At 73.8% G+C, this 25,857-nt stretch carries 24 protein-coding genes; 13 read left to right on the top strand and 11 right to left on the bottom strand.

Annotated elements, in window-relative coordinates:
- Positions 1–21: 21 nt before the first annotated feature.
- Entirely contained in the window at positions 22–1,848 is a 1,827-nt protein-coding gene (locus tag ACFT41_RS08655; RefSeq protein ID WP_377587543.1) for a sulfatase, read from the bottom strand.
- Positions 1,849–1,879: 31 nt separating this feature from the next.
- Positions 1,880–2,638 (bottom strand): CDP-alcohol phosphatidyltransferase family protein, encoded by a 759-nt coding sequence (locus ACFT41_RS08650; RefSeq protein ID WP_377587542.1) that lies wholly within the window; start codon positions 2,636–2,638, stop codon positions 1,880–1,882.
- Positions 2,639–2,769: 131 nt separating this feature from the next.
- Between ACFT41_RS08650 and ACFT41_RS08645 the strand changes: the two genes are divergently transcribed.
- The 7 genes from ACFT41_RS08645 to ACFT41_RS08615 all read left to right on the top strand — a co-directional run bounded on the left by ACFT41_RS08645 (position 2,770) and on the right by ACFT41_RS08615 (position 8,715).
- Positions 2,770–3,765, top strand: a complete 996-nt coding sequence (locus ACFT41_RS08645) for a zinc-binding alcohol dehydrogenase (RefSeq protein ID WP_377587541.1) — start codon at positions 2,770–2,772, stop codon at positions 3,763–3,765.
- On the top strand, positions 3,753–4,151 hold the full coding sequence (locus tag ACFT41_RS08640; RefSeq protein ID WP_043963320.1) for a 6-carboxytetrahydropterin synthase: 399 nt from the start codon (positions 3,753–3,755) through the stop codon (positions 4,149–4,151). The genes ACFT41_RS08645 and ACFT41_RS08640 overlap by 13 nt, the downstream gene beginning before the upstream one ends.
- A gap of 80 nt (positions 4,152–4,231) precedes the next feature.
- Positions 4,232–5,257 carry a glycosyltransferase family 4 protein gene (locus ACFT41_RS08635; RefSeq protein WP_377587567.1) on the top strand — a complete coding sequence of 342 codons (1,026 nt, stop codon included), beginning with the start codon at positions 4,232–4,234 and terminating at the stop codon, positions 5,255–5,257.
- 74 nt (positions 5,258–5,331) lie between these two features.
- Positions 5,332–6,159: a class I SAM-dependent methyltransferase gene (locus ACFT41_RS08630; protein ID WP_377587566.1), complete on the top strand. Its 828-nt coding sequence runs from the start codon at positions 5,332–5,334 to the stop codon at positions 6,157–6,159.
- A 113-nt stretch (positions 6,160–6,272) separates the two neighbouring features.
- Positions 6,273–7,295: a lysylphosphatidylglycerol synthase domain-containing protein gene (locus ACFT41_RS08625; RefSeq protein ID WP_377587565.1), complete on the top strand. Its 1,023-nt coding sequence runs from the start codon at positions 6,273–6,275 to the stop codon at positions 7,293–7,295.
- A gap of 20 nt (positions 7,296–7,315) precedes the next feature.
- The gene (gene ribA, locus ACFT41_RS08620) at positions 7,316–7,969 is read left to right on the top strand and encodes a GTP cyclohydrolase II (protein WP_377587540.1); all 654 of its coding nucleotides are present in this window, start codon (positions 7,316–7,318) and stop codon (positions 7,967–7,969) included.
- Positions 7,970–8,040: 71 nt separating this feature from the next.
- On the top strand, positions 8,041–8,715 hold the full coding sequence (locus ACFT41_RS08615; RefSeq protein WP_377587564.1) for a RibD family protein: 675 nt from the start codon (positions 8,041–8,043) through the stop codon (positions 8,713–8,715).
- Between the two features lie 72 nt (positions 8,716–8,787).
- Here the strand turns inward: ACFT41_RS08615 and ACFT41_RS08610 are convergent, their stop codons facing one another.
- On the bottom strand, positions 8,788–9,519 hold the full coding sequence (locus ACFT41_RS08610; RefSeq protein ID WP_377587539.1) for a MerR family transcriptional regulator: 732 nt from the start codon (positions 9,517–9,519) through the stop codon (positions 8,788–8,790).
- 89 nt (positions 9,520–9,608) lie between these two features.
- On the opposite strand from ACFT41_RS08610, the gene ACFT41_RS08605 reads away from it, so the two are divergent.
- Positions 9,609–10,148, top strand: coding sequence for a DUF6194 family protein (locus ACFT41_RS08605; protein WP_377587538.1), 540 nt, complete (start codon positions 9,609–9,611; stop codon positions 10,146–10,148).
- Here ACFT41_RS08605 and ACFT41_RS08600 read toward each other — a convergent pair.
- The gene (locus ACFT41_RS08600; RefSeq protein WP_377587537.1) at positions 10,129–11,058 is read right to left on the bottom strand and encodes a condensation domain-containing protein; all 930 of its coding nucleotides are present in this window, start codon (positions 11,056–11,058) and stop codon (positions 10,129–10,131) included. The two genes, ACFT41_RS08605 and ACFT41_RS08600, sit on opposite strands and share 20 nt — an antisense overlap.
- Before the next feature lie 304 nt (positions 11,059–11,362).
- Here ACFT41_RS08600 and ACFT41_RS08595 point away from each other — a divergent pair, with 304 nt between their 5' ends.
- On the top strand, positions 11,363–11,578 hold the full coding sequence (locus ACFT41_RS08595) for a hypothetical protein (protein ID WP_377587536.1): 216 nt from the start codon (positions 11,363–11,365) through the stop codon (positions 11,576–11,578).
- 203 nt (positions 11,579–11,781) lie between these two features.
- Here ACFT41_RS08595 and ACFT41_RS08590 read toward each other — a convergent pair whose 3' ends face one another.
- The 5 genes from ACFT41_RS08590 to ACFT41_RS08570 form a co-directional block, all read right to left on the bottom strand.
- Positions 11,782–12,276, bottom strand: a complete 495-nt coding sequence (locus tag ACFT41_RS08590) for a hypothetical protein (protein ID WP_377587535.1) — start codon at positions 12,274–12,276, stop codon at positions 11,782–11,784.
- Positions 12,277–12,427: 151 nt separating this feature from the next.
- On the bottom strand, positions 12,428–13,399 hold the full coding sequence (locus tag ACFT41_RS08585; RefSeq protein ID WP_377587534.1) for a response regulator transcription factor: 972 nt from the start codon (positions 13,397–13,399) through the stop codon (positions 12,428–12,430).
- Entirely contained in the window at positions 13,396–14,229 is an 834-nt protein-coding gene (locus tag ACFT41_RS08580) for an ABC transporter ATP-binding protein (protein WP_377587533.1), read from the bottom strand. The genes ACFT41_RS08585 and ACFT41_RS08580 overlap by 4 nt, the downstream gene beginning before the upstream one ends.
- 95 nt (positions 14,230–14,324) lie before the next feature.
- Positions 14,325–15,350: a FecCD family ABC transporter permease gene (locus tag ACFT41_RS08575; RefSeq protein WP_377587532.1), complete on the bottom strand. Its 1,026-nt coding sequence runs from the start codon at positions 15,348–15,350 to the stop codon at positions 14,325–14,327.
- Positions 15,347–16,441, bottom strand: coding sequence for a FecCD family ABC transporter permease (locus ACFT41_RS08570; protein WP_377587531.1), 1,095 nt, complete (start codon positions 16,439–16,441; stop codon positions 15,347–15,349). Before ACFT41_RS08570 ends, ACFT41_RS08575 begins: the two co-directional genes overlap by 4 nt.
- Positions 16,442–16,524: 83 nt before the next feature.
- On the opposite strand from ACFT41_RS08570, the gene ACFT41_RS08565 reads away from it, so the two are divergent.
- The 4 genes from ACFT41_RS08565 to ACFT41_RS08550 are packed head-to-tail and all read left to right on the top strand — an operon-like array spanning position 16,525 to position 22,785.
- On the top strand, positions 16,525–17,553 hold the full coding sequence (locus ACFT41_RS08565; protein ID WP_377587530.1) for an ABC transporter substrate-binding protein: 1,029 nt from the start codon (positions 16,525–16,527) through the stop codon (positions 17,551–17,553).
- 4 nt (positions 17,554–17,557) lie between these two features.
- A complete protein-coding gene (locus ACFT41_RS08560) occupies positions 17,558–19,048 on the top strand; it encodes a pyridoxal phosphate-dependent decarboxylase family protein (protein WP_377587529.1) in 1,491 nt (496 codons plus the stop codon).
- 45 nt (positions 19,049–19,093) lie between these two features.
- On the top strand, positions 19,094–20,386 hold the full coding sequence (locus tag ACFT41_RS08555) for a lysine N(6)-hydroxylase/L-ornithine N(5)-oxygenase family protein (RefSeq protein WP_377587528.1): 1,293 nt from the start codon (positions 19,094–19,096) through the stop codon (positions 20,384–20,386).
- On the top strand, positions 20,383–22,785 hold the full coding sequence (locus ACFT41_RS08550; RefSeq protein ID WP_377587527.1) for a GNAT family N-acetyltransferase: 2,403 nt from the start codon (positions 20,383–20,385) through the stop codon (positions 22,783–22,785). The genes ACFT41_RS08555 and ACFT41_RS08550 overlap by 4 nt, the downstream gene beginning before the upstream one ends.
- An 83-nt stretch (positions 22,786–22,868) precedes the next feature.
- On the opposite strand, the gene ACFT41_RS08545 is transcribed toward ACFT41_RS08550, so the two are convergent.
- On the bottom strand, positions 22,869–24,341 hold the full coding sequence (locus tag ACFT41_RS08545; RefSeq protein WP_377613770.1) for an arabinofuranosidase catalytic domain-containing protein: 1,473 nt from the start codon (positions 24,339–24,341) through the stop codon (positions 22,869–22,871).
- A 90-nt stretch (positions 24,342–24,431) separates the two neighbouring features.
- The gene (locus tag ACFT41_RS08540; protein ID WP_377613780.1) at positions 24,432–25,853 is read right to left on the bottom strand and encodes an arabinofuranosidase catalytic domain-containing protein; all 1,422 of its coding nucleotides are present in this window, start codon (positions 25,851–25,853) and stop codon (positions 24,432–24,434) included.
- Positions 25,854–25,857: the final 4 nt, after the last annotated feature.

The following is a 25,857-nucleotide window of genomic DNA, read 5'->3' as shown; positions in this document are numbered from 1 at the left end:
ACCCGCCCGTACGCCCATCGGTCAACGGGGCGCGGCGGCCGGCGGCGCGGACGGCGCGGGGCCGGGCCGGGACCCGAACGCCGTGAGGAAGCGGTCCCGGAAGCTGTCCATCCGCCACACCGGCGCGCCCGGGCCGGGCCGCAGCCCGTCCTGCCACTGCCAGCCGTCGATCCGGTCGAGCACCCTCGGGTCGCGGGCCACGATGGTGACCGGCACGTCCCGGCTGGCGTTCTCGCCGGTGACGACCGGGGAGGGCTGGTGGTCGCCGAGGAAGACCAGCACCAGGTCGTCGTCGCCGTAGGTCTCGACGTAGGAGATCAGCGATTTCAGCGTGTACTCGATGGTGCGCCGGTAGTCCGCGCGGATCTGGGCGGCGGTGCGACGGACCGGCTTCCCGCCGACGTCGGCCACCGCCGAGTTGCGGTGGTAGACCGACCCGTCGCCCACGTCGTCCCAGTCGATGACGCGGGGGAACGACGTCCAGGGGGAGTGGCTGGAGGTCAACGGGATCTCGGCCATCACCGGCGGGTGACCGTCCGCCGCCCGCTCGCGCCGTTGCAGCTCCGACAGCGCGTACTGGTCGGGCATGAGGAAGTAGCCCAGCTTCGGCCCCTGGTAGCCGAGTTCCCGGGCGGGGTAGAACCGGTCGTAGCCGTAGAACTTCCCCTCCGGCCAGTCGGCGAGGGCGCCGGGCATCACCCCGACGGTCCGCCAGTCCGCCCGCCGGAACGCCCCGCCCAGGGTGAGCCGGTCGGTGGCCAGCAGGCTGCGGTGCCGCTGCTCACTGTTGATCCACAGCCCGGACAGCAGCGTGGCGTGGGCCAGCCAGCTTCCGCCGCCTGCCGTCGGGGAGGTGAGGAACGCGCTGCGGGAGCCGATCCCCGCCGCCCGCAGCCGCCGGGTGCCCTCGTCGAGCACCGCGCCGACCTGCGCGAACTCCTGCTCCTCCACCGCGTCGCGGCCGTAGCTCTCGACGAACGCGACGACGACGTCCTTGCCGCGTAGCGCGGTCAGCAGCTGGTCGCCCGGAGTGTCCCGGAACGGGTCGGCGGCGACCTCGGCGGCGAACACCTCCCGATCGGACAGTCCGCCGCGCAGCTGGGCCGAGTGGTAGCGGACCAGGGCGGTCGCGTCGGTGTCGGCCACCGGCACCCCGGGGACGATCCGCACCCCGAAGGCGGCGCAGGCGACCCAGCCGACGGTCAGCGCGGCGACGGCCCGTCTCGCCCCGGTGTCGTGCCGGGCGAGCAGCGCGGCCAGCCGCAGCGCGGCCAGCGCCAGGGCCACGAGCAGGGCCACCGCGAGCAGTACGACGCCCACGGCGGTGCCGCTCGCGCCGGCGCGGCCGATCGAGCCGGCGAGGAACCCGTACGCGTCGTCGAACAGCACCCAGTCCGACACCAGGTCGAAGGGGCGGTCCCAGGCGACCTGGAAGCCCAGGTCGGTGAGCCTGACCACGGTGATCAGACCCAGGGCGGCCCCGGTCAGCGCGGCGACCACCCGGCGCGGGCGTGGCGGCAGGGCGAGGAGCAGGGCGGCCACCACCAGGGCCTCGACCGGCAGTCGCAGGAACGCGGCCGGGTTCAGCTCCCGCAGCTGGTCCGGCGCGGTGAGGGCGGCGGCCACGAGCAGCGCGGCCAGCGTGCCGGTCACCGCCCGCCGGACCCGCCGGCCGCGCCCCGGGACCGCGGCCGGCCGGCCCGCGTCGTCCGCCGCGCGTCGTCCGTCGCCGGTCCTGTCGTCGTTCGTGCCGTCACCGGTCGTGCCGTCGTCGTTGGTGCCGTCGCCGGTGGCGCGGGTCGTGCCGTCGCCGGTGGCGCTGGTCGGGTCGTCCGTGTGGTTCGTCACGTCGTCTTCTCTCCCGTGCAGGGGCGGGCGGTCAGGCCGGCAGATGGGCCGGCACCCGGACCGGCTCGTCCCGGCGCAGGGTCGCGCCGTCGCGGTCGGCCACCGGGCGGTGCCGCCACAGCCACCCGACGTCGCGCCCGAACGACTCCACGAGCAGGGCGAACGCTCCGGCCAGCAGCATGGCCGCCGCCGCCGGCGGCAGGACCCCGGCGGCGGCGACGGCCAGGACGATGCCCTGGAGCGCGGCGACGACCTTACGCCACTGCCGCGGCGGCAGCGTCCCGCACAGCCACGGCGACGCCCAGCCAGCCGCCACGAACGCGTACCGCATCGCGCCCAGGGCGAGCACCCAGACCCCGATGCTGGGCGCCAGGTGCACGCCCAGCAGCAGGATGAGGTACGCGTCGACCTCCATGTCGAACCGGGCCCCCAGGTCGCTGGACGTGCCGGTGCGCCGCGCCACCTGCCCGTCGACGGCGTCGAGCAGCAGCGCCACGGCGGCGAGGCCGACCAGCAGCGGCACCGGCGTGGCCCGGGTGAACCCGTCGGCCACCAGCGCCGTCACCCCGCCGATCAGGACCGCCCGGCTCAACGTCACCACGTCCGCCGGCCCCAGGCCGGCCCCGCCCGCCCGGCGCAGCGCACGGGCGAGCAGCGCGCAGAGGACCATTCCGTACGCCGTGCCGGCGAGCCAACCGGCCGGGCCGAGGCCGACGGTCGCGCCGATCCCCGCCAGCAGGACGAACAGGCTGAGCAGTCCCGCCAGCGGACCGTGTTGAACCCTGCGCACCGTGCCTCCGTGTTTGATGATCGAGAGCCTGCTGTTCGACGGGCTGTCGACAGACAACACGGAGAATCCGGCCGAACGGTTCGGCGTGGCGGGCGACGCGAGGAGGACGACGTGACGACGAGGACCCTCCGGTGACCGGCGAGGCGTACGCGTTCTGGCTGCGGGAGCCCGGGGTGGGGGAGATCCGTCCGGCGGTGCTGCCCGCCCCCGGCCCCGACGAGGTGTTGGTGCGGGCCCGCTACTCGGGGGTCAGCCGGGGCACCGAGACCCTCGTCTTCGCCGGCCGGGTCCCCGCCGATCAGCACACCACGATGCGCGCCCCGTTCCAGGAGGGCGATTTCCCGGCCCCCGTGAAGTACGGCTACCTCAGCGTCGGCGTCGTCGAGCAGGGCCCGGCGCAGCTGCGCGGGCGTACCGTGTTCTGCCTGCACCCGCACCAGAGCGCGTACGTCGTGCCCGTCTCGGCGGTGGTGCCCGTGCCCGACGGAGTGCCGGCCGCCCGCGCCGTGCTGGCCGGCACCGTGGAGACCGCCGTGAACGCCCTGTGGGACGCCCCGCCGCTGGTCGGCGACCGGGTGAGCGTCGTCGGCGCGGGGATGGTCGGCTGCGGGGTCGCCGCGCTGCTGGCCCGCTTCCCCGGGGTACGGGTCGAGTTGGTCGACGCCGACCCCGACCGGGCCGCCGTCGCCGAGGCCCTCGGCGTCGACTTCGCCACCCCCGAGCGGGCCACCGGCGGGCGTGACCTGGTGGTGCACGCCAGCGCCACCTCCGACGGCCTCCAGCGGTCGCTGGAGCTGCTCGCCCCGGAGGGCACGGTGCTGGAGCTGAGCTGGTACGGCGACCGCGCGGTGCGGCTGTCGCTGGGCGGAGCGTTCCACTCCGGCCGGTTGACCGTGCGCAGCAGCCAGGTGGGCATGGTCGCCCCGGCCCGGCGGGGCAGCCGCACGTACGCCGACCGGCTCGCCCTCGCCCTGGAACTGCTCGCCGACCCCGCCTTCGACGCGCTGATCACCGGCAGCTCGCCGTTCGCGGAACTGCCCGACGTGCTCGTCGGCCTCAGTGACGGTAGCCTGCCGGCCCTGTGCCACCTCATCACCTATCAGGAGAGTGACCCGTGTTCAGCGTGACCGTCCGCGATCACATGATGATCGCCCACAGCTTCCGCGGCGACGTCTTCGGCCCGGCCCAGCGCCTGCACGGGGCCACGTTCGTCGTCGACGCCACGTTCCGCCGCCCCGACCTGGACGCCGACGGCATCGTCGTCGACATCGGCCTGGCGACCGAACAGCTGCGCGCCGTCCTCGGCGAGCTGACCTACCGCAACCTCGACGACGAGCCCGCGTTCGCCGGGGTGAACACCACCACGGAGGTGCTGGCCCGCACGGTCGCCGACCGGCTCGCCGACCGGGTGCACGCCGGCGACCTCGGCGCGGGCGCGCGAGGGCTGGCCGGGATCACCGTCACCCTGCACGAGTCGCACGTCGCCTGGGCCAGCTACGAGCGGCCCCTGTGACAGCCGCCGATCCGGGCGGCGGGGGCGCTCCCGCCGGTGGGGCGGCCGTCGCCGGCACCCCCGCCGGTGCCCGCCCCGAGGTGCACGTGGTGCTCCCCGGCGACATCGACGATCCGGCGACGCCCAGCGGCGGCAACCACTACGACCGCCGGGTCTGCGCCGGGCTGGCCGACGCCGGCTGGCGGGTCCGCGAGCATCCGGTGCCCGGTGACTGGCCGACGCCCGGCCCGGCAGCGCGAGCCGACCTCGCCGCCCGGCTCGCCGCCCTGCCCGACGGCGCGGTGGTGCTGCTCGACGGGCTGGTCGCCTCGGTCACGCCGGAGGCGCTGCGGGCGCATGCCGGCCGGCTGCGGCCGGTCGTGCTGGTGCACCAGCCGCGCGACGACGACGCCGAGGCCCGCGCCCTGGCCGCCGCCACCGCCGTCGTCACCACCAGCGAGTGGACCCGCCGCCGGCTGCTCGACCGGTACGGGCTGCCCGCCGACCGGGTCCACGCCGCCGCGCCGGGGGTCGACCCCGCCCCGCCGGCTGCCGGCACGGCCGCCGGAACGGCGCTGCTCTGCGTCGCGGCCCTTGCCCCGCACAAGGGGCACGACGTGCTGCTGGCCGCCCTGGCGGCGGTGGCGGACCTGCCGTGGCGGTGCGCCTGCGTCGGCGCGCTGACCCGCGACCCCGCCTACGTGCGGCGGCTACGCCGGCAGGCCGCCGGGTCCGGCCTGACCGGGCGGGTGGAGCTGCTCGGGCCGCGCACCGGTCCGGCCCTGGCCGCCGCGTACGCCGCCGCCGACCTGTTGGTACTGGCCTCGCGCGTCGAGACGTACGGGATGGTCGTCACCGAGGCCCTCGCGCGCGGGATCCCGGTGCTGGCCACGGACGTCGGCGGCCTGCCCGAGGCGCTGGGCCGCGCCACCGACGGCGAACGCCCCGGCCTGCTGGTGCCGCCCGACGACCCGGCGGCGCTGGCCGGGGCGCTGCGCGACTGGCTCGGCGACGCCGGCCTGCGGGGGCGGCTGCGCCGCGCCGCCCGCGCCCGCCGGCCGGCCCTGGCCGACTGGTCGACCACCTCCACCATCCTCGCGGCGGTCCTGAAGGGAGCGGCGACATGAGCGACGCACACGGCAGCGGGGGCCCGACGGTCCGCCCGCGCGACGGCCACGGCAGCGGGGCGGCGGTGGGGCACATGAGCGACGGCGACGATACCGCCGCCTTCGCCGACTGGCTGCGGCTGCGGGAGCCCGCCGACGCGGCGGCCCGCGCGGCGGACCTGCTGACGCCGGTGCGCCGACGCCTCGCGGCCGACCGGCCGGTCGTGATCCACGACCTGGGCGCCGGTACCGGGTCGATGGGCCGGTGGCTGGCCCCCCGGCTACCCGGCCCCCAGCACTGGGTGCTCCACGACCGCGACCCCGGCCTCCTGGAACGGGCCCGGAGCGCCCTGGCGGGTGTCGCCGCCGACGGCGGCGGCGAGGTCACCGTCGAGACCCGGCGGGCCGACATCACCCGGCTGTCCGCCGCCGACCTCGCCGACGCGTCCCTGGTCACCGCGTCGGCGCTGCTGGACATGCTCACCGCCGAGGAGGTCGAGCGGATCGTGGCGGCCTGCGCCGGCCGGCCCACCCTGCTCACCCTCACCGTGGTCGGCCGGGTGGAGCTGAGCCCCGCCGACCCGCTGGACGCCGAGGTCGCCGCCGCGTTCGACGACCACCAGCGGCGCGTCGCGGCCGGCCGGGGTGCCCTGCTCGGCCCCGACGCGGTCGCCGCCTGCATGGCCGCGTTCGCCCGACGCGGCGTCGATGTGCTGACCCGGCCCAGCCCGTGGCGGCTCGGCCCGGACTCCGCCGGACTGACGGCCGAGTGGTTCACCGGCTGGCTGGGCGCCGCCCGTGAGCAACGACCCGAGCTGGCCGCGCGCACCACGGCGTACGGCCGGGCCCGGCGGGCCGCAGCCCGCGCCGGTACGCTCGACGTCCTGGTCGACCACCGCGACCTGCTCGCCGGCTGCGGGTGAACCATCCGGGCGTGCCATACGTGAACCCGGCCAGGAAGATGATCGTGCAGGGAGGACCGGGTTTGCCAGCGAGCACGGAACCGGCGGCGTCGCCCGCCGCGCGGGGCGTCCGGCTGCCCCGGTCGTTCTGGGGGTGGGCGCGCACCCTCGCCGGAGTCGGCGTGCTGGCGGCCCTGCTGTGGCGGCTGGGCAGCGGCCCGTTCGTCGCCGGGCTGCGCCTGATCGACGGCGCGGCTCTCGCGGCGGCGCTGGGCATCGGCCTGGTCACCACCGTCTGCGCCGCCTGGCGGTGGAGCCTGGTCGCTGGCGGGCTGGGTGTTCGGCTGCCGCTGCGCGAGGCGGTGGCGCACTGCTACCGGGCCGCGTTCCTCAACTCCACCCTGCCCGGCGGGGTGCTCGGCGACGTGGACCGCGCGGTGCGCCACGGCCGCGACTGCGGGGACGTCGGCCGGGGCGTGCGGGCCGTGGTCTGGGAGCGCACGGCGGGCCAGGCGGTCACGGTGGTCCTCGCGGTGGGGGTGCTGTCCGCGTTCCCGTCGCCGGTGCGACCGCACCTGCCGGCGGTGGCGGCGCTGGTGGCCGCCGCCGCGCTGGGCGCGGTGCTGCTGGGGCGCGTCGCGCCCCGGTCGGGGGCGTCCCGGTGGGCGCGGGCGCTGCGCACCGCCGTGGCCGACGTCCGATCCGGCGTGCTGGGCCGCCGGACCTGGGCCGGCGTGCTGGTCGCCTCCGCCGTGGTGATGGCCGGTCACCTGGCCACGTTCGTCGTCGCGGCCCGCACGGCGGGCGCCGACGCGCCGCTGTCCCGGCTGCTGCCGCTGACGCTGCTCGCGCTGCTCGCGATGATCCTGCCGCTGAACGTCGGCGGCTTCGGGCCGCGCGAGGGAGTGGCCGCCTGGGCGTTCGCCGCAGCCGGCCTGACCGCTGCCCAGGGCGTCGCCGCCGCCACCGTGTACGGGGCGTTGGCGCTGGCGGCGAGCCTGCCCGGGGCCGTGGTGCTGCTGGCCCGCCGGCTCCCGCCGCCCGCTGCGGCCGGCGTCGTGTCCCCGGCCCCCGTCGTCACCGCCCCGACCCCCGTCGTCACCGCCCGCGCCGCCTGGTGGGCGTCGCGTCCGGCGCGCACCGGCGTGCACGGTTGACCGTCCGACGAAGGAGACCGATGTCCGAAGCACTGCCCGTCGCGACCATCCGGACCCAGGTGACGGTCCCGCTGCGTTTCCCCGACGGCTACGCCACCACCGCCCGGGTGTTCTCGTTCCACGGCCTCGTCGACGGCCGGGAGCATCTGGCGTTCGGGCTCGGTGACTGGTCGGTCGCGCTGGACCGGGCCGCCGCCGGCGGGCCGCCCCCGCTGGTCCGCCCGCACAGCGAGTGCCTGACCGGGGACGTGTTCGGCAGCCAGCGATGCGACTGCGGGCCGCAGTTGCGCGAGGCGGTCGAACGGATCGCCGACGCCGGCGGGCTCCTGCTCTACCTGCGCCAGGAGGGGCGCGGCATCGGCCTGTACGCCAAGCTCGACGCGTACGCCCTGCAGGACGCCGGTCTGGATACCTACGAGGCGAACCTGGCGCTGGGCCGGGGCGCGGACGAGCGGGACTACACCGTCGCCGCGCAGATGCTGGCTGCCCTCGGCGCGGGCCGGGTGGCGCTGCTCAGCAACAACCCCGACAAGGCTGACCAGCTGCGCCGGCTCGGCATCGAGGTGGCCGAGCGGGTGCCCACCGGGCTGCACCTGTCCGAGGCCAACGCCGGCTACCTCGCGGCCAAGGTGGACCGCGCCGCCCACACCATCGACCTCCCGTTCGTCCGGTGACCGACGCCGCGCCGGCTCCGCAGGACGCCGGGCCCGACGCCGCCGGTACGCCCGACCCGCGGCGGCCGTACGTGCTGCTCAGTTGCGCCATGTCGATCGACGGCTACATCGACGACGCCACCGACCAGCGGTTGCTGCTGTCCAACGAGGCGGACCTGGACCGGGTCGACGCCGTGCGGGCCGGTTGCGACGCGATCCTCGTCGGCGCGGCCACCGTCCGGGTCGACGATCCGCGCCTGGTGATCCGCTCGCCGCAGCGCCGGCAGGAGCGGACCGCCCGGGGCCTGCCGCCGTCGCCGACGAAGGTGACCGTCACCGCGAGCGGTGAGCTCGACCCGGCGGCCCGGTTCTTCACCGTCGGCGACGCCGACCGGGTCGTCTACTGCGCCACGTCCGTGCTGGCGCGCACCCGGCACCGGCTCGGCGCACTGGCCACGGTCACCGACGGCGGCGATCCGGTCGACCCCTGCCGGGTGCTGGCCGACCTGGCCGCCCGGGGGGTACACCGGCTCATGGTGGAAGGCGGGGCGGCCGTGCACGCCCTGTTCCTCGGCGCGGGCCTCGCCGACGAGCTGCACCTGGTGGTCGCCCCGTTCTTCGTCGGCGACCGCCGTGCGCCGCGCTTCCCCGGCGAGGGCCGGTTTCCGTGGCACCCAGGCCGCCGCGCCGGCCTGGCGGAGGTCCGCCAGATCGGCGACGTCGTCCTGCTGCGCTACGCACTCTCCGGGAGATGCCCCGGCGCCTGACCCGGCCGCGCCGCGCGGGTGCCTGCTCCGCCCCGGCGTGCCGGCCAGGCGTTGGCCGCCGCGCCGCGCAGGTCAGACGTCCGGCGGGGACAGGTGCTCCGCGAGTCGTACAGCGGCGGTGAGCATGGCCCGGCCCCGGTCGGTGAGCCGCCGCCGCCAGTTCTCCAGGGACTCGGCCAGCGGCTCGGTGCCGGCGGCGTCGCGGACCTGCCGCACGACCGTGGCGATGTGGTCCAGCCGGTAGCCGCCGCGCCGGAGCAGGTGGGCCAGCTCGGCGTCGCGCACGTCGTCGGCCGAGTAGAGGCGGTAGCCGGTGGCCGCGCCCCGGCCCGGCGTGAGGATCCCGGCCCGTTCCCACTTGCGCAGGGCCGCCGGGGTCACGCCGATCCGGCGGGCGAGGCCACCGATCGCCAGCGGCCGGTCGGGTCGGCCCGTCGGCGGCCGGTCGGGTCGGGTCGTCGCCGGTGACCCTGTGAGCAGGCTCACGGCCACCTCGACGGCGTCGAGCGTCTCCCGGTCGCGTAGCAGCTGGGCGTGGCTGCGGTCGATCGCCCGCAGGGCGGTGTCCAGGTCACCGGCGTTGGCGGCGCGCATGATCTCGCCGCTGGTGGCGTACCCGTGCGCCGGGATCAGCGCCAGGTAGGCCCGCAGCGCCCGGACGTGCACGGTCGTGTAGGCGCGGTAGCCGCTGGGTGTGCGCCGGGCCGGGGGCAACACCCCGTCGCGCTCGTAGTTGCGGACCGTCTGCGTCGAGATGCCGTGCTCGCGCGCGAGGTCGGTCGGCCGGTAGGGGCTCCTGCGCACCTGTCCTCCCGTTTGATGCTTCTCGCTGGCCCTGCCGTTCAGATGCCGGCCCGAGCTTCACAAGGGAGTTCAACGATACGGTAGAGACCATGACTCAGCCTCCCTCGCGCGCCCCCGCCACCGACGTGCCGACCGAGGACGAACTCGCCCAGCGGATCCTCGGGCTGCCCGGCGTCACGCAGGTGCGGGCCGACGCGGCGTCGGGCGCGCCCCGGGCCAGCTGGGGCGAGCGGTTCTTCTTCGTCGGCCCGGACCGCCGCCGGCCGTTCGCCACGATCGTCGCGCACGACACACCCGGGTTCGACGAGGACTCGCGCCTCGACCGGCCGGACGTCTACCGCCTCAACGTCGAGCTGGGCCGCGCGGAGTTCCAGCGCCGGTTCGGCTACCCGCCCGCGCGCTTTCCCGACCACCGCGCGGGCATCGACTTCACCCGGCACGACGAGGTCCTGCCCCACCCCGCGTACGGCCTGCACGGCTGGGCGTGCGTCCTGCGTCCCGGCGTCGACCTGCTCCCGGAGGTGGACCGGCTGCTCGCCCACGCGTACGCCTGGGCGGCCGACCGGCACCGGCGGGCCGGCGACCGCCACGGGCCGGACGGTGGTTCCCTCAGCGCGCCGGGCCGGTGACCTGGGGCCCAGCTTCGAGGAAGCGCAGCATGTGGGCGCCCAGTTCCTCGGCGAGGGCGAACGGCAGCAGATCGGTGCGGATGGTGATGCGCAGCAGGGCGTCGGCGTGGCGGGGGATCGCCTCGACGGTGAGCCCGCTCATCACCTCCCGGGCGTACGGCTCGACGACCTCCTCGGTGCGGCAGCCGGGCAGGTCCAGCGGGAGCACCGCGTTGTCCTGGTACGCGAACCCGGGCATGTCGTCCTGTTGGTGGACGGCGCGCAGGGCGGTGGCGAAGGCGGCGACGAAGTAGCTGGAGCGGCTGAACCGGTGTTCGCGGGCCGCCTGGTCCCAGCGCTGCAGGATCTGCGGGCTGACGGTGAGGATGTGCCCGGCCTTTGGGCCCCAGGCGAGGGCTTGTTCCAGCGGCACTTTGAGCTCGCCGTCGCCTTGGCAGGGGAGGCGGTGGAGTTGGGTGCGCCAGTATTCGCGTTGGGTGGCCAGGTCGGCGGCGTCGTGGAGTCGGGTGTGTTCGTCGTAGGTGTGGTGGAGGGTGGGTGCGGGCCGGTCCCATTCGGGGGTCTTGCCGGTGGCGCGGGCGGTGTAGGCGTGGGTGAGGTCGCGGACGAGGATGGTGTGGGACCAGCCGTCGAAGGCGATGTGGTGGATGCCGATGCCGAGGAGGGTGCGGTTGGTGGAGCGGTCGCGGATGAGGGCGGTGCGCCAGTTGCGGCCTTGGGTGTAGTCGAGGGGTTGTTGGACGGCGTCGGCGAGTTGGTCGAGGGCGTCCTGTGTGGTGGTGGCGTCGGTGAGTAGGAGTAGTTGTGGCATGCCGGGGTTGGGCGGGATGATCGCGACGGGTGGGTCGACCCGTCGGTAGCGGGCGTGTAGGGCTTCGTGTCGGCGGTGCACGTCGCCGAGGGCGGCCATCAACGCCCGCAGGTCCAGCTCACCCTCGACTCGAGTACTTCGGTGCGTCCGTACACCTGCCGCAGCCCACCTCGACGTGGGTCGGTTGCGTGCTCGACGACGACCAACCGCCCACGGAACTGGTCGAAGCGTTGACGGCAGGGGTCCGAAAGGCCAGCGCCCTCGGGTACCGGGGGTACTGCTCGTTCGACGCCGGGGTCGGCCGAAACGGTGAGCTACGGGTCATCGACCGAACTTCCGGGTCAGCGCGGCCACCACGTCGGTGCTGCACCGCAGTTCCCTGCTGGGGCAGCCCCCGTGCGCCATGACCACTTTCTTCACGCTCGCGCCGGGCCTCGACGCCGAGCCTGTCCTCGCCCCGTTCATCGACCGCGGGCAGCTCGTCGTGTTCATGCACTACGACCCGGCCGCCACGGACAACGGCCCGCACCCGGCGACCATCCTCGGTATGGTCGGCGCCACCGACCGGTACGCCTGCAGCGTGCTGATCTCTCAGATCCAACGCGCCCTGACCACCTGACCCGCGTCACCCGCATCCCGCCCGCCCCTCCCGGCACGCGTTGCCCCGCACGCGTTGCCCCGCACGCGTTGCCCGGCACGCGTTGCCCCGCACGCGTTGATCAAGAGGTTTGCGTCATCATCCGGCCCCGCCGTGACGCAAACCTCTTGATCACCCGGGGAGGTCGACGGCCGGGACGCGGCGGGAGTCTTGTCAGCGTGCGTCTACAGAGCGAACGTGCCCTTCGCCTTCCAGTTGTATTCGTTGATCCCGGGGGCCCACAGGGTCACCTCGCCGTTGATCTGCGTCGTTCCCGGCGCGTAGACCATCATCGAGTAGCTCGACCCGTACCCGGGATCCGACTCGCTGTTCCAACCCCCGAGTGACGAGAAGATGTTCTTGGTCGTGTTGCCACCGTACGGGTTCCCGGTCACGCGGATCCAGTTCGACTGGCAGGACCAGGAGTAGAAGATCTGGAGGGTGGCGACCTGCTGGCCGGTGTAGCGGTCGGTGATCGGCCGGGTGGCGATCTGCGAGGCGTTGACGTTGCAGTAGACGCCGGACGGGTCCTTGGTGGTCGCCGGGTTCTTGCCGTCGTAGTAGTTGCTGCCACCGCTGGCGCTTCCGGCGTGGGCGGTCGTCGCGGCGGACAGCAGCAGCGCCGTGGTGGTCGCGAGCACGGTGACGAGCCGGTGCAGCACCTTTCGGTTTCCGGTCACTGTTCTCATGCTGGGTTCCTCTCTTTGTCCACCGCGGGCGGCGGCCGGCTGGGGCAACTCCTCTCATCGTCGGAGGACGGCGCGCCCGGCGCTATTGACCCGGTGCGTATCTGCGCTCGTCGCGCGGGTGCGACAAAGTCGTACCCGCGCGTCAGAACGGCCGCAGCTTGGCGGCGACGGCCGATCGTTGGCGGACGCCGAACTTCTTGAGGATGCGGGTCACATGCGTCTTGGTCGTCTTCTCGGAGATGACCAGGCGGGTGGAGATCTCCTCGTTGGTCAGGCCGTCGGCGATGAGCCCGGCGACTTCACGCTCTCTGGGGGTGAGCGTCGCAAGCAGGTCAGCGCCCTCGTTCGTGGGCATCAGCAGGAGCTCGGCGATGTCGGTCTGCAGTCGCTCACACTGCTCCAGCAGATCGTGGAGGGCGCGGTCGGCGGCGTCGAGGTCGCCGGCGGGGCGGTGGATCGCCGCGGTGATTCGCACTGTCATGGAGTTCAGCGCGTGGGTGACCATCTCGACGACACCAGGGACGGAGCCCTGGATCAGCGGGCTCCGACTTCCTTCTTCGGCGAACCCGGCCAGCTCATGCGCGTCTTCCCGCTCGCGGGCCAGCGCGCGCATCGTCCGGCGGGCCAGCCACTCGAACGCCCGGACAGCCTCGTCGCTGTATGCGTCGGGCTGATAGGTCAGCATCGACGCGAGCCCGACGACCCGCTGGCCGTCTTCGGAGGACTCCAGCAGCGGGACGACGACGGCATCGCGCGAAAGGCGTTCGTGATCGCCGAAGGTGTGGCCCCTGTGGAGCAGGTGGCCCTTGTCGGACCCGTACCGGTACGGCCGCGCGTTCTTCTTGATCCACGCGGTGAGTCCGTCCGGGCCGTAGGTCTGGAAACCCGCGTGTTCGTGCTCGTTCCCGTCGTAGACATAGGGGATCACCAGCATGTGCTCGTCGCGGAGGAACGCGATGTAGAAGCTGTCGACGGGCGCGAGGGTGGACATCGTGACACGGACGAGGTTGTAGAGCTTCCGGTGATCCCCCGGGGCGACCTGTCGGATGGAGAAGTCGGCGGTTTCCAGCGCGCGGGCAACGGTGAGTGAGAAGCGTGTGCCTACAGCAGTCACGCATCGATTATGGGCACCACAGCCGACGCGGTCGGTACGCGGCGGGCGGCCGGGACCACGAGCGGCGAGCCCGTCTCCGGGTCGTCGATGACCCGGCAGGGCAGCCCGAACACCCGCTCGACCAGGTCGGCGGTGACGATCGCCCGGGGCGGGCCGGCGGCGACCACCTGCCCGTCGCGCATGGCGATGAGGTGGCTGGCGTACCGGGCGGCCTGGTTGAGGTCGTGCAGCACCGCGACCAGCGTGCGCCCCTGCTCCTCGTGCAGCGTCGCGCACAGGTCGAGGACCTCGATCTGGTGGGCGATGTCGAGGAACGTGGTGGGCTCGTCGAGCAGCAGCAGCTCGGTCTGCTGGGCCAGGGCCATGGCGATCCACACCCGCTGCCGCTGCCCGCCGGACAGCTCGTCGACGAGGCGGTCGGCGAGGTCGGCGACGCCGGTGGCGGCCATCGACTCGCCGACGATCCGCTCGTCGTCGCGGGACCACTGCCGCAGCAGCCCCTGGTGCGGGTAGCGGCCCCGGGCCACCAGCTCGGCGACGGTGATGCCGTCGGGGGCGATGGAGGTCTGGGGGAGCAGGCCGAGGGTGCGGGCGACCCGGCGGGCCGGCTGGGCGTGGATGTCCCGCCCGTCGAGCAGCACCGTGCCGGCCGTCGGCTTCAGCATCCGGGCCAGGGCCCGCAGCAGGGTGGACTTACCGCAGGCGTTGGGCCCGATGACGACGGTGAAGGACCGGTCGGGCACGGCGACGGTGAGCCGCTCGGCGATGGTCCGCCTGTCGTACGCGAGGGTCAGCCCGTCGCCGCTGAGCCGGGGGGTGCCGGGCCGCATGGGCAGTGCTCCGTTCTCTGTCGGGGGATGGTGGGCCGGGCGGGTGTCAGGAAGGGGCCCTTCCTCTACAGAATGCGTTGTCAAGGTGCCCTTCCCTACAGCCGGCCGGCCCGGCGTTCGGTGGCCAGCAGCCACACCAGGTAGCCGCCGCCGAGCGCGCCGGTGACGACGCCGACGGGGAGTTGGTGGCCGGGGAAGCCGCGCTGGGCGAGCAGGTCGGCGGCGACCAGCATCGCCGCGCCCAGCGCCATGGCGGCGGCCAGGTTGGGGCCGGGCGCGCGGGTGAGCCGGCGGGTCAGGTGCGGCGCGGTGAGCGCGACGAAGTTGACCGGCCCGGCGGCGGACGCGGCGACGGAGACCAGCAGCACCGCCGCGACCAGCAGCGTCGTGCGCAGGCCCCGCACCGGTACGCCGAGCGCGGCGGCGGTGTCGTCGCCCAGCTCGGTCATCCGCAGCGCCGGCCCACAGCCGAACAGCACCACCGGCACGGCCACCGCGAGGGTGACGGCGACGGGCACCGCCTGCGCCCAGCCGCGCCCGTCGAGGCTGCCGGTGAGCCAGAGCACGGCGCGGGCGGCGTCCATGAGCTGCGCGCGGGTCAGCAGCCAGCCGTTGACGCCGGTGAGGATCGCCGCGACGCCGATGCCGGCGAGGATCAGCCGGTGCCCGTGCGCGCCGCGCGCCCAGGCGACCGCCCAGAGCAGGACGCCGGTGGCCAGCCCGCCGGCCACGGCCGCGCCGGCCAGGGCGAGGGTGCCGCCACCGACGACCACGACGACGAGCGCGCCGGTGGCCGCGCCCTGGGTGACGCCGAGGATGTCGGGGCTGCCGAGTGGGTTGCGCACGAGGGCCTGGAAGATCGCGCCGCCGAGGGCGAGGGCGGCGCCGACGAGCAGCGCGGTGACGAGCCGGGGCAGCCGCAGCTCGCCGATGATGAAGTCCTCGGCGGGGGTGCCGCCGCCGGCGAGGGTGCGCAGCACGTCGGCGGGGCTCATCGGGTAGTGGCCGCCGCCGATCGACACGACGCCCAGCGCGCCGGCGGCCAGGGCGCAGCCGAGCCCGACGAGCAGTGCGCGGGCCCGGAACCGCACCGACCAGTGGCGCAGGCGGACGACGCTCACGCGCGTACCGCCCGGGTGCGGGTGACCAGGTGCAGGAAGAGTGGGCCGCCGAGCACGGCGGTCATGATGCCGACCTGGAGTTCGCCGGGGCGGCCGAGCACCCGGCCGGCGACGTCGGCGCCGAGCAGCAGCACGGGGGCGAGCAGCGCGCAGGCCGGCAGCAGCCAGCGCAGGTCGGGCCCGGTCAGGGTGCGCACGAGGTGCGGCACCAGCAGCCCGACGAAGACCAGTGGCCCGCAGGCGGCGGTGGCCGCGCCGCAGAGCAGGGTGACGGCGACGATCACGGCGGCGCGGACCACGGCGGGGTTGGCGCCCAGCGCGCGGGCCTGGTCGTCGCCGAGGGCGAGGGCGTTGAGCGGTCGGGCCGCCGCGAGGGCGATCACCAGGCCGACCGCGATGAACGGCAGCACCCGGGCCACCGTGGCGAGGTCGGCGCTGGCCAGCGAGCCGACCGTCCAGAACCGCATCTTTTCCAGCGAGGCGGCGTCGAGCAGCATCACCGCGCTGACGTACGAGTAGAGGGCCGCATTGAGCGCCGCCCCGGCGAGGGCGAGCCGGGCCGGGGTGGCGCCCCGGCCGCCGCCGACGGCGTACCCGAGGGCGGTGACGGCCGCCGCGCCGGCCAGGGCGAACCAGACGTACCCGCCGACGGTGGCGACGCCGAGGAACGCGGCGGAGCTGGCCACGGCAGCCGACGCGCCGGCGTTGATGCCGAGCAGCCCGGGATCGGCGAGGGGGTTGCGGGTGACGGCCTGCATGATCGCGCCGGCGACCCCGAGGGCGGCCCCGGCGAGCAGGCCGAGCAGGGTGCGTGGCAGCCGCAGTTGCTGCACCACGGCGTGGGCGGGGGAGGCGGGGTCCCACAGCCCCGCCCAGACGTCGGCGAGGCCGAGCTGCCGCGCGCCGACGGCGAGGCTGACCGCGCACACGGCCGTGAGCAGAGCGAACGCGGCCAGAAGCCCGGCGAGCCGGGCCGCCGGGCGGCCGCGTCGCGGCGGCGGGACTGGGGGCGCCGCCGCCGGCGCGGGTGCGGTCGGCGACGAGTCGGTGACGGACAGTGCGGGCTCCTGTGTGGTGGGAATCGGACGCAAGGGGCTGTTGACAACAACTTAGGTTAGGGTAACTTAACCTCGCCCTTGGTCATCGGACCACCCCGGAGCGGAAAGAAGCCGTCATGCCCGTACCCGTGTCCCGCCCGCGCCTGACCCGCCGCGGCCTGCTCTCCGCCGGCGGCGCCCTCGCCGTCGGCGCCCTGCTCGGCGGTTGCGGCGGTGCCGACGAGTCCTCCTCGCCGGCCGCCACCGGCGGCCCGTGGTCGTTCACCGACGACCGGCCCGAGAAGGTGACCCGGGACGCCACCCCGACTCGCGTGGTCGCCTTCACCGGCGTGGCCGCCGCGCTTGTCGACTTCGGACTCGACAGCCAGCTCGTCGGCGTCTTCGGCGAGACCACCCGCTCCGACGGCTCGAAGGAGCCGCAGGCCGGCGACCTCGACGTCGGCAAGGTGACCGTGCTCGGCAACGTCTGGGGCGAGTTCAGCATCGAGAAGTACGCCGCCCTGCGCCCCGAGCTGCTGGTCACCCACATGTACGACCCGGGCGCGTTCTGGTACGTCCCCGACGAGAGCAAGGACAAGATCCTCGCCCTCGCGCCCACCGTCGCCATCCAGACCGCCCGGGTGCCGATGTACCGCCCCATCGAGCGGTACGCCGCCCTGGCCGCCGCCCTCGGGGCCGACCTGAAGGCACAGAAGGTCACCGACGCGAAGGCCCGCTTCGAGGCGGCCGCCGAGAGCGTCCGGCAGGCCGTCAAGGCCAACCCCGGCATCAAGGTTCTCGCCGCGTCCGGCAGCCCCGACGTGTTCTACGCCTCCAACCCGAAGGTCAGCACCGACCTGATGTACTTCGCGGAGCTGGGCGTCGACATCGTGGTGCCGACGAAGCTGGAGCAGGGCGACTACTTCGAGGCCCTGAGCTGGGAGAACGCCGACAGGTTCCCGGCCGACCTGATCCTGCTGGACAACCGCAGCACCGCCCTGCAACCCGCCGACCTCGCCAAGAAGCCCACCTGGGCGGCGCTGCCGGCGGTCAAGGCCAACCAGGTCACGCCGTGGGACGCCGTGCCCCGCTTCTCCTACGCCGGGGCCGCGCCGCTGCTGGAGAACCTGGCCAAGGCCATCGTCGCCGCGAAGAAGGTGAGCTGACGCCGTGGCGGGCACCCCCCGCTCCCACCTGTTGACCACCGGCACCGCCGAGGACTACCGGCGGGTGCTGGCCGAGGGGATCGACCGGGTCGGCGCGCGCATCGCCCGCACCGACCGCCCGTTCACCGGCGTCACCCCGGCAGCGCTGGCCCCGGCCGTCGCGGCCGTCGACCTGGACCGGCCGCTCGCCGACGCCACCGCCGCCCTCGACGAGCTGGAGGAGGTCTACCTGCGCGACGCCGTCTACTTCCACCACCCCCGCTACCTGGCCCACCTCAACTGCCCGGTGGTGATCCCGGCGCTGCTCGGCGAGGCCGTGCTCACCGCTGTGAACTCCTCGCTGGACACCTGGGACCAGAGCGCCGGCGGCACCCTCATCGAGCGCCGCCTCATCGACTGGACGGCCCGGCGCATCGGCCTCGGACCCGCCGCCGACGGCGTCTTCACCAGCGGCGGCACCCAGTCCAACCTCCAGGCGCTGCTGCTGGCCCGGGAGGAGGCGTGCGCCCGCGCCGCGACCCCCCGCCGCGAGCTGCTGCCCCGGCTGCGGGTGCTCACCTCCGCCGCCGGGCACTTCAGCGTGCAGAAGGCCGCGACCCTGCTCGGCCTCGACGCCGACGCCGTGCTCACCGTGCCCACCGACGCCGAGCGCCGGATGTGTCCCGACGCGCTGCACGCGGAGCTGGCCCGCTGCCAGCGCGACGGGCTCACCGCGCTGGCCGTCGTCGCCACCGCCGGCACCACCGACTTCGGCTCCATCGACCCCCTCGACGCCATCGCCGACCGGTGCGCCGCCGCCGGCGTACGGCTGCACGTCGACGCCGCGTACGGCTGCGGGCTGCTGGTCTCGCCCACCCGGCGGCACCTGCTCGCCGGCATCGAACGGGCCGACTCGGTGACCGTCGACTACCACAAGTCGTTCTTCCAGCCGGTCTCCTCCAGCGCCCTGCTGGTGCGCGACGGGCAGGTGCTGCGGCACGCCACCTACCACGCCGACTACCTCAACCCGGCACCCCGCGCGAGCGGTGAGCAGCTGCCCAACCAGGTCGACAAGAGCCTCCAGACCACCCGTCGCTTCGACGCGCTGAAGCTGTGGCTGACCCTGCGGATGATGGGCCCCGACGCGGTCGGCGCGCTCTTCGACGAGGTGATCGACCGGGCCGACGGGGCGTGGCGGCTGCTCGCCGGCGACCCCCGCTTCGAGGTGGTCACCCGGCCCACGCTGAGCACCGTCGTGTTCCGCTACCTGCCGCCCGGCCCGGCGGAGCACCTTGCCGACGACGCCAACCGGCACGCCCGACGGGCCCTGGCCGCCTCCGGCGCGGCCGTCGTCGCCGGCACCCGGGTCGACGGCCGGCAGTTCCTCAAGTTCACCCTGCTCAACCCGGAGACCACGCTGGACGACGTGGCGCACGTCGTCGACCTGATCGCCGAGCACGCCGACCGGTACGTGCGCGAGCGGACCGCCGCCGTCGCTCCCTGCCCGGTCGGCTGACCGGCGACCGTGCCCACCACCCGACCCCGCGCAGAAAGCGACCCCATGCCCACCCGTGACGTCGTCGCCGTCGGGCTCGGCCCGTACAACCTGGGCCTGGCCTGCCTCACCGAGCCGCTGCCCGACCTGGACTGCCTGTTCCTGGAGGCCCGCGACACCTTCGACTGGCACCCCGGGATGCTGCTGGAGACCGTCCGGTTGCAGACCCCGTTCCTGGCCGACCTGGTGACCCTCGCCGACCCCACCTCGCCCTACTCCTTCCTCAGCTGGCTCAAGGAGACCGGGCGGCTGTACCCGTTCTACATCCGCGAGCGGTTCCATCCGCTGCGCAGCGAATACAACGCGTACTGCCGGTGGGCGGCGCAGAAGCTGGCCAGCGTGCGCTTCGGCCACCGGGTCACCGCCGTCACCCACGACCCGGCCGACGACGCGTTCACGGTGACCGCCACGGTCACCGCCACCGGCGAGACCGTCACCCACCGGGCCCGCAACCTGGTGCTCGGCACCGGCACCCCGCCGCACGTGCCGACGGCCTGCGCCGGGCTCGACGGCGACGGCGTCGTGCACTCCTCCGACTACGTGGCGCACCGCGACGCGCTGCGGCGCAGGCGCAGCGTCACCGTCGTCGGCTCCGGGCAGAGCGCCGCCGAGATATACCAGGACCTGCTGGCCGACATCGACACGTACGGCTACCGGCTGACCTGGGTCACCCGCTCGCCCCGGTTCTTCCCCCTGGAATACACGAAGCTCACCCTGGAGATGACCTCCCCGGACTACGTCGACTACTTCCACGCCCTGCCCGAGCCCACCCGCTACCGGCTGGAGGCCGAGCAGAAGGGCCTGTTCAAGGGCATCGACGCCGACCTGATCAACGACATCTTCGACCTGTTGTACGCCAAGAGCGTGGCCGGGCCGGTGGACACCCGGCTGCTCACCAACACGGAGGTGACCGGCGCGGGGCACGCCGACGGCGCGTACCGGCTGCGGCTGCGCCACGTCGAGCAGGGCGGCGAGTTCGACCTGGACACCGAGGGCCTGGTGCTGGCCACCGGCTACCGCTACCAGGTGCCGGACTTCCTCGACCCGGTGCGGCACCTGCTGCGGTTCGACTCCCACGGCCGTCTCGACGTCGCCCGCGACTACCGCGTCGACCACGCCGGCCGGATCTTCCTGCAGAACGGCGGCACCCACACCCACAGCGTCACCTCGCCCGACCTGGGTATGGGCCCGTACCGCAACTCGCTGATCATCCGGGAGCTGCTGGGGCGCGAGCCCTACCCGGTGGAGCGGCGCATCGCGTTCCAGGAGTTCGGCGTGCCGGCGGGGGTGGGGGCGTGACGGAGGTCTTCTTCACCCGCACCGACCCCCGGCTCGGCGAGTTCGCCCTGCGTACCCTCGACCCGGCCGCCGACGCCGCGCTGCTGCACTCCTGGGTGACCCACCCGAAGGCCGCGTTCTGGCTGATGGGCGACGCCGACGTGGCCCGGGTCGCCGCCGAGTACGCCCGCATCGCCGCCGACCCACACCACGACGCGTTCGTCGGCCTGTGGCGCGGCGAGCCGGCGTTCCTCGTCGAACGGTACGACCCGGCGCGCGTGGAGCTGGCCGGCCGTTACCCGGCCCGCCCCGGCGACGTGGGCATGCACTTCCTCTGCGCGCCCACCGACAACCCGGTCTCCGGCTTCACCCGGGCCGTCATCACCACGGTCATGGCGTGGCTGTTCGCCGACCCCGCGCACCGCCGGGTGGTCGTCGAGCCGGACGTGCGCAACACCGCCGTGCACGCGCTGAACGCCGCCGTCGGTTTCACCCCGGCCGGCACCGTCGAGCTGCCCGGCAAGACCGGCCTGCTCAGCTTCTGCACCCGCGCCCGGTTCGCCGCCGCCACCGAGCCACTGGAGTCGGACACCGTGGACCCGCAGGACGCCGTCGCCCACCTGACCCCCGACACGTGGGCGCGCGCCAACCGGCTGCTGGTCCGCAAGGCCCTCGCCGAGTTCTCCCACGAGCGGCTGCTCACCCCCGAGCCCGTCGGCGACGCCCCGGAGTCCATTGACGACGCCCCCGGCGCGCCCGCCGAGTACGAGGTGCGCAGCGACGACGGCACCGTCACCTACCGGTTCGCCGCCCGCCGGCTCGCCCTGGACCACTGGCACCTCGACCCGGCCAGCATCACCCGCCGCCGCGACGGCGTGGAGCTGCCCCTGGACGCCCTCGACCTGTGCGTGGAGCTGCGCGGCGCGCTCGGCCTCACCGACCGGGTGCTCCCGGTCTATCTGGAGGAGATCACCTCCACCCTGGCCGGCTGGGCGTACAAGCTGGACCGGCCGGAGATCGCCGCCGCCGAGCTGGCCCACGCCGACTTCCAGACCGTCGAGACCCGGATGACCGAGGGCCACCCCGGCTTCGTCGCCAACAACGGCCGCATCGGCTTCGGCATCGACGAATACCACCGGTACGCCCCGGAGGTCGGCCGGCCCGTGCGGCTGCTCTGGCTCGCCGCGCACCGCGACCACACCACCTTCACCTGCTGCGCCGACACCGACGAGGACACCCTGTTCCGCGCCGAGCTGGGCGACGGCGCGCTCGCCGGGTTCGCCGCCGAGCTGACCGGGCTCGGCCTCGACCCGGCCGACTACCTGTACCTGCCCGTGCACCCGTGGCAGTGGTGGAACCGCCTCGCCGTCACGTTCGCCGCCGACGTGGCCGAGCAGCGGCTGGTCTGCCTGGGCCCCGGCCCGGACGAGCACCTGGCCCAGCAGTCCGTGCGGACCTTCTTCAACGTCACCCACCCCGAGCGGCACTACGTCAAGACGGCCCTGTCCGTGCTGAACATGGGCTTCGTCCGGGGGCTGTCGGCGGCGTACATGGAGGCGACCCCGGCCATCAACGACTGGCTCGCCGACCTGATCGACCGCGACGACGTGCTCAAGTCCACCGGGCTGACGATCCTGCGGGAGCAGGCCGCGATCGGCTACCGCAACCGCCGGTTCGAGGCGGCCACCGACCGCTACTCCCCGTACCGCAAGATGCTGGCGGCGCTGTGGCGGGAGAGCCCCATGCCCGGCCTGGAGCAGGGGCGGCGGCTGGCCACCATGGCGTCGCTGCTGCACGTCGACTCGGCCGGCGGGTCGTTCGCCGCCGCCCTGGTCGCCGAGTCGGGGCTGTCGGCGCGCGGGTGGCTGCGCCGCTACCTCGACGCGTACCTCACCCCGCTGCTGCACTCCCTCTACGCGTACGACCTGGCGTTCATGCCGCACGGCGAGAACGTCATCCTGGTGCTGCGCGACGGGGCGGTGGAGCGGGCGATCTTCAAGGACATCGCCGAGGAGATCGTGGTGATGAACCCGGACACGGACCTGCCCGAGGCGGTGCACCGGGTCCGGGCGAACATCCCCGAGGCCGAGAAGCTCCTGTCGATCTTCACCGACGTGTTCTCCTGCTTCCTGCGTCACCTCAACGTGGTCCTGCTCGACGCGGGGCTGCTCACCGAGGAGGAGTTCTGGCGCACGGTCGCCGACTGCGCAGCCTCCTACGCCGCCCGGGTGCCGCACCTGGCCGACCGGCTGGCCCGCTACGACCTGTTCGCGCCGCAGTTCGCGCACTCCTGCCTCAACCGGCTCCAGCTGCGCGACAACCAGCAGATGGTGGACCTGGCCGACCCGTCGGCGGCGCTCCAGTTCGCCGGCACCCTGGACAACCCGATCGCACCGTACGCCCCGCACCGCCCTACCTGATTCCTGGCGGGAGGCGGTGCGCCGGCGGGCAGGTCCACGTTGGCCTGCCCGTCGGCGCGCGGCGAGCGGGCGCAGCCGGGTGGTCAGCTACGCGGGTTCCATTGTTGGTTTGTGCCTCCGTGGCAGGACCAAAGGTGGATCTTCGTTCCGTTGGCTGTGCCATAGCCGTTGGCGTCGAGGCAGAGTCCGGACTGGGCGCTGGTGATGGTGCCGTTGGTGTTGAGATTCCATTGCTGGTTGGTGCCGCCGTGGCAGTCCCAGATGATCGCCTGGGTGCCGTTGCTGGTGCCGGCGCCGCTGGCGTCAAGGCACTTGTTGCCGTACACCTGGAGCTGCTTGCCCGAGGTGTATGTCCAGCGTTGCGTTGCTCCGCCCCAGCAGTCCCACAGCTGCACCTGGGTGCCGTTGGTGGTGCTGCCGTCCGGCACGTCGATGCAACGGCCGGACTGGCCACCCACGAGCTGGACGTTCTGCTGCGGGGTGCCGCCGCCGGCCGGGGCGTACGCGGCGGCGGCGATGTTGGCCTGTACGGCGTCCTCGGTGGCGGCCGTCGGATATCCGGAGGTCAGCACGCCCTCGTAGAAGGTGCCGCGACCGGAGACGCTGTTGTCGCCGCCGATGCCGAGCAGGATGGCCCCTTCCTTCTTCATCGGGTGGTAGCCGTTGGGACGCCGCCCGTCGAAGTAGTTCGTGAGGCCGCCGGACTGGGCGTTGCCGCCCCGGATCGCCCAGTGGTTCGGCTCACCCTTGACCATGGCGGTCACGAAGCGGTGGTTGATCGGCGCAAGGCTGTTGTATCCCGCGTTCACCCCGGAGAACAGCCCCCACTCCAGGTCGGCCATGATCCAGGGGCCGGCGCCGTCGCCGTAGCCCCACTGCTTGTTGGCGCCGAAGTAGACGGTCTCCATGATGGCGGGAGCGTCGGCCAGGCCGTCGGTCTGCGCGTTGCCGTAGTCGAAGCAGCACCACTCGTTGTAGTGGGTGCCGTCGACGACGGCGTAGATGCCCTCGGGTTGGTCGCCGGTGGCGACGCCGTTGGTGTTGTTGTTGCGGTAGCCGGTGCCGGGCGCGATGTAGACGCCGTACGCCTTCTGGCCGCCGATGGTGATCGGGGCCGCCTTCGCGTCGGCGAGGTTGTCCCACCCGCCGGGAGCGGGACCGGGCCAGTAGCCGGGGGGCGCCTGGGTGAGGCGGTTGTTGCGGCCGGACTGGTCGTAGATGATCGTGATGACGCAGTTCGTGTTGGCGCAGAACGAGTCCTGGGTGGCGGCGTCGGCGTAGCCGCCCGCGCTGAGTACGCCGACGTCGCGGGTGGTGTTGTCCGAGGTGCGTCGGACCTGGTAGAGCGGGCCGTTGTACGCGCCGTACAGCGCGCGGGTGGTGCTGTGCGCGGCGACGCATGGCGTGCCGCCCGAGGCGTAGATGTCACACGGGCCGGTGCCGGCGGCCCGCGCCTGTGGCGCGTCCGAGACCACGTAGGCCCCGGCGACGACGGCGAGGACCAACGGGACCCCTGCCGCCGCCATGAAGCGACTCAGCCTTTTCTTCACGTTCATCGGATCCTTTCGGGTGGCGGATGGCGTGGTGCGTGGGCCGCCCCCGCAGACCTCGCGGAGACGGCCCGGCCGATCGGTGTCGCGGCGGGCTCAGCTACGCGGGGTCCACTGTTGGTTTTGTTGTCCGTTGCAGGACCAGAGGATGAGTTTGGTGCCGTTGGCGGTGGCGGCGCCGTTGGCGTCGAGGCAGAGTCCGGACTGGGCGCTGGTGATGGTGCCGTTGGTGTTGAGGTTCCACTGTTGGTTGGTGCCGCCGTGGCAGTCCCAGATGATTGCCTGGGTGCCGTTGCTGGTGCCGGCGCCGCTGGCGTCGAGGCATTTGTTGCCGTAGATCTGGAGTTGCTTGGCGGTGGTGTGGGTCCAGCGTTGGGCGGTGCCGCCGGTGCAGTCCCACAGTTGGGTCTGGGTGCCGTTGGTGGTGCTGGCGTTGGGTACGTCGATGCAGCGGCCGGACTGTGCGCCGACGAGTTGGACGTTTTGTTGCGGGGTGCCGCCGCCGGCCGGGGCGTACGCGGCGGCGGCGATGTTGGCCTGTACGGCGTCCTCGGTGGCGGCCGTCGGATATCCGGAGGTCAGCACGCCCTCGTAGAACGTGCCACGGGCACCGTTGCTGTTGTCGCCGCCGATGCCGAGCAGGATCGCGCCCTCCTTCTTCATCGGGTGGTAGCCGTTGGGACGCGGTCCGTCGAAGTAGTTCGTCAGGGCGCCGGACTGGGCGTTGCCGCCCCGGATCGCCCAGTGGTTCGGCTCACCCTTGACGATGGCGGTCACGAAGCGGTGGTTGATGGGCGGCATGGGGTTGTATCGCGGGTTCACCCCGGAGAACAGGCCCCACTCCATGTCGGCCATGATCCAGGGGCCGGCGCCGTCGCCGTAGCCCCACCAGTTGTTGTTGCCGAAGTAGATGGTCTCCATGATGCCGATGTCGTCGGCCTGGGCGTTCGTCTGCGCGTTGCCGTAGTCGAAGCAGCAGCCGCCGTTGTAGTGGGTGCCGTCGAGGACGGCGTACATCCCTTCGGGTTGGTCGCCGGTGGCGACGCCGTTGGTGTTGTTGTTGCGGTAGCCGGTGCCGGGCGCGATGTAGACGCCGTACGCCTTCTGGCCGCCGATGGTGATCGGGGCCGCCTTCGCGTCGGCGAGGTTGTCCGATCCGCCGGGACCGGGGCCGGGCACGGCGCCGCCGAGCGCCTGGGTGAGGCGGTTGTTGCGGCCGGACTGGTCGTAGATGATCGTGATGACGCAGTTCGTGTTGGCGCAGAACGAGTCCTGGGTGGCGGCGTCGGCGTAGCCGCCCGCGCTGAGTACGCCGACGTCGCGGGTGGTGTTGTCCGAGGTGCGTCGGACCTGGTAGAGCGGGCCGTTGTACGCGCCGTACAGCGCGCGGGTGGTGCTGTGCGCGGCGACGCATGGCGTGCCGCCTGAGGCGTAGATGTCACACGGGCCGGTGCCGGCGGCCCGCGCCTGTGGCGCGTCCGAGACCACGTAGGCCCCGGCGACGACGGCGAGGACCAACGGG

The sequence above is a fragment of the Micromonospora sp. NPDC057141 genome (assembly GCF_042670805.1).
Taxonomy (GTDB): Bacteria; Actinomycetota; Actinomycetes; order Mycobacteriales; family Micromonosporaceae; genus Micromonospora.
Note: the sequence above shows the minus strand (reverse complement) of the source record. Positions and strands in the feature narration are given on the sequence as shown.

What these genes read in the sequence shown, in the direction of transcription:
- ACFT41_RS08630 (WP_377587566.1), top strand. Translation starts at nt 5,332, where the DNA reads ATGAGCGACGGCGACGATACCGCCGCCTTCGCCGACTGGCTGCGGCTG.
- ribA (WP_377587540.1), top strand. Translation starts at nt 7,316, where the DNA reads ATGTCCGAAGCACTGCCCGTCGCGACCATCCGGACCCAGGTGACGGTC.
- ACFT41_RS08605 (WP_377587538.1), top strand. Translation starts at nt 9,609, where the DNA reads ATGACTCAGCCTCCCTCGCGCGCCCCCGCCACCGACGTGCCGACCGAG.
- ACFT41_RS08600 (WP_377587537.1), bottom strand. Translation starts at nt 11,058, where the DNA reads ATGGCCGCCCTCGGCGACGTGCACCGCCGACACGAAGCCCTACACGCC.
- ACFT41_RS08595 (WP_377587536.1), top strand. Translation starts at nt 11,363, where the DNA reads ATGACCACTTTCTTCACGCTCGCGCCGGGCCTCGACGCCGAGCCTGTC.
- ACFT41_RS08580 (WP_377587533.1), bottom strand. Translation starts at nt 14,229, where the DNA reads ATGCGGCCCGGCACCCCCCGGCTCAGCGGCGACGGGCTGACCCTCGCG.
- ACFT41_RS08565 (WP_377587530.1), top strand. Translation starts at nt 16,525, where the DNA reads ATGCCCGTACCCGTGTCCCGCCCGCGCCTGACCCGCCGCGGCCTGCTC.
- ACFT41_RS08555 (WP_377587528.1), top strand. Translation starts at nt 19,094, where the DNA reads ATGCCCACCCGTGACGTCGTCGCCGTCGGGCTCGGCCCGTACAACCTG.
- ACFT41_RS08545 (WP_377613770.1), bottom strand. Translation starts at nt 24,341, where the DNA reads ATGAACGTGAAGAAAAGGCTGAGTCGCTTCATGGCGGCGGCAGGGGTC.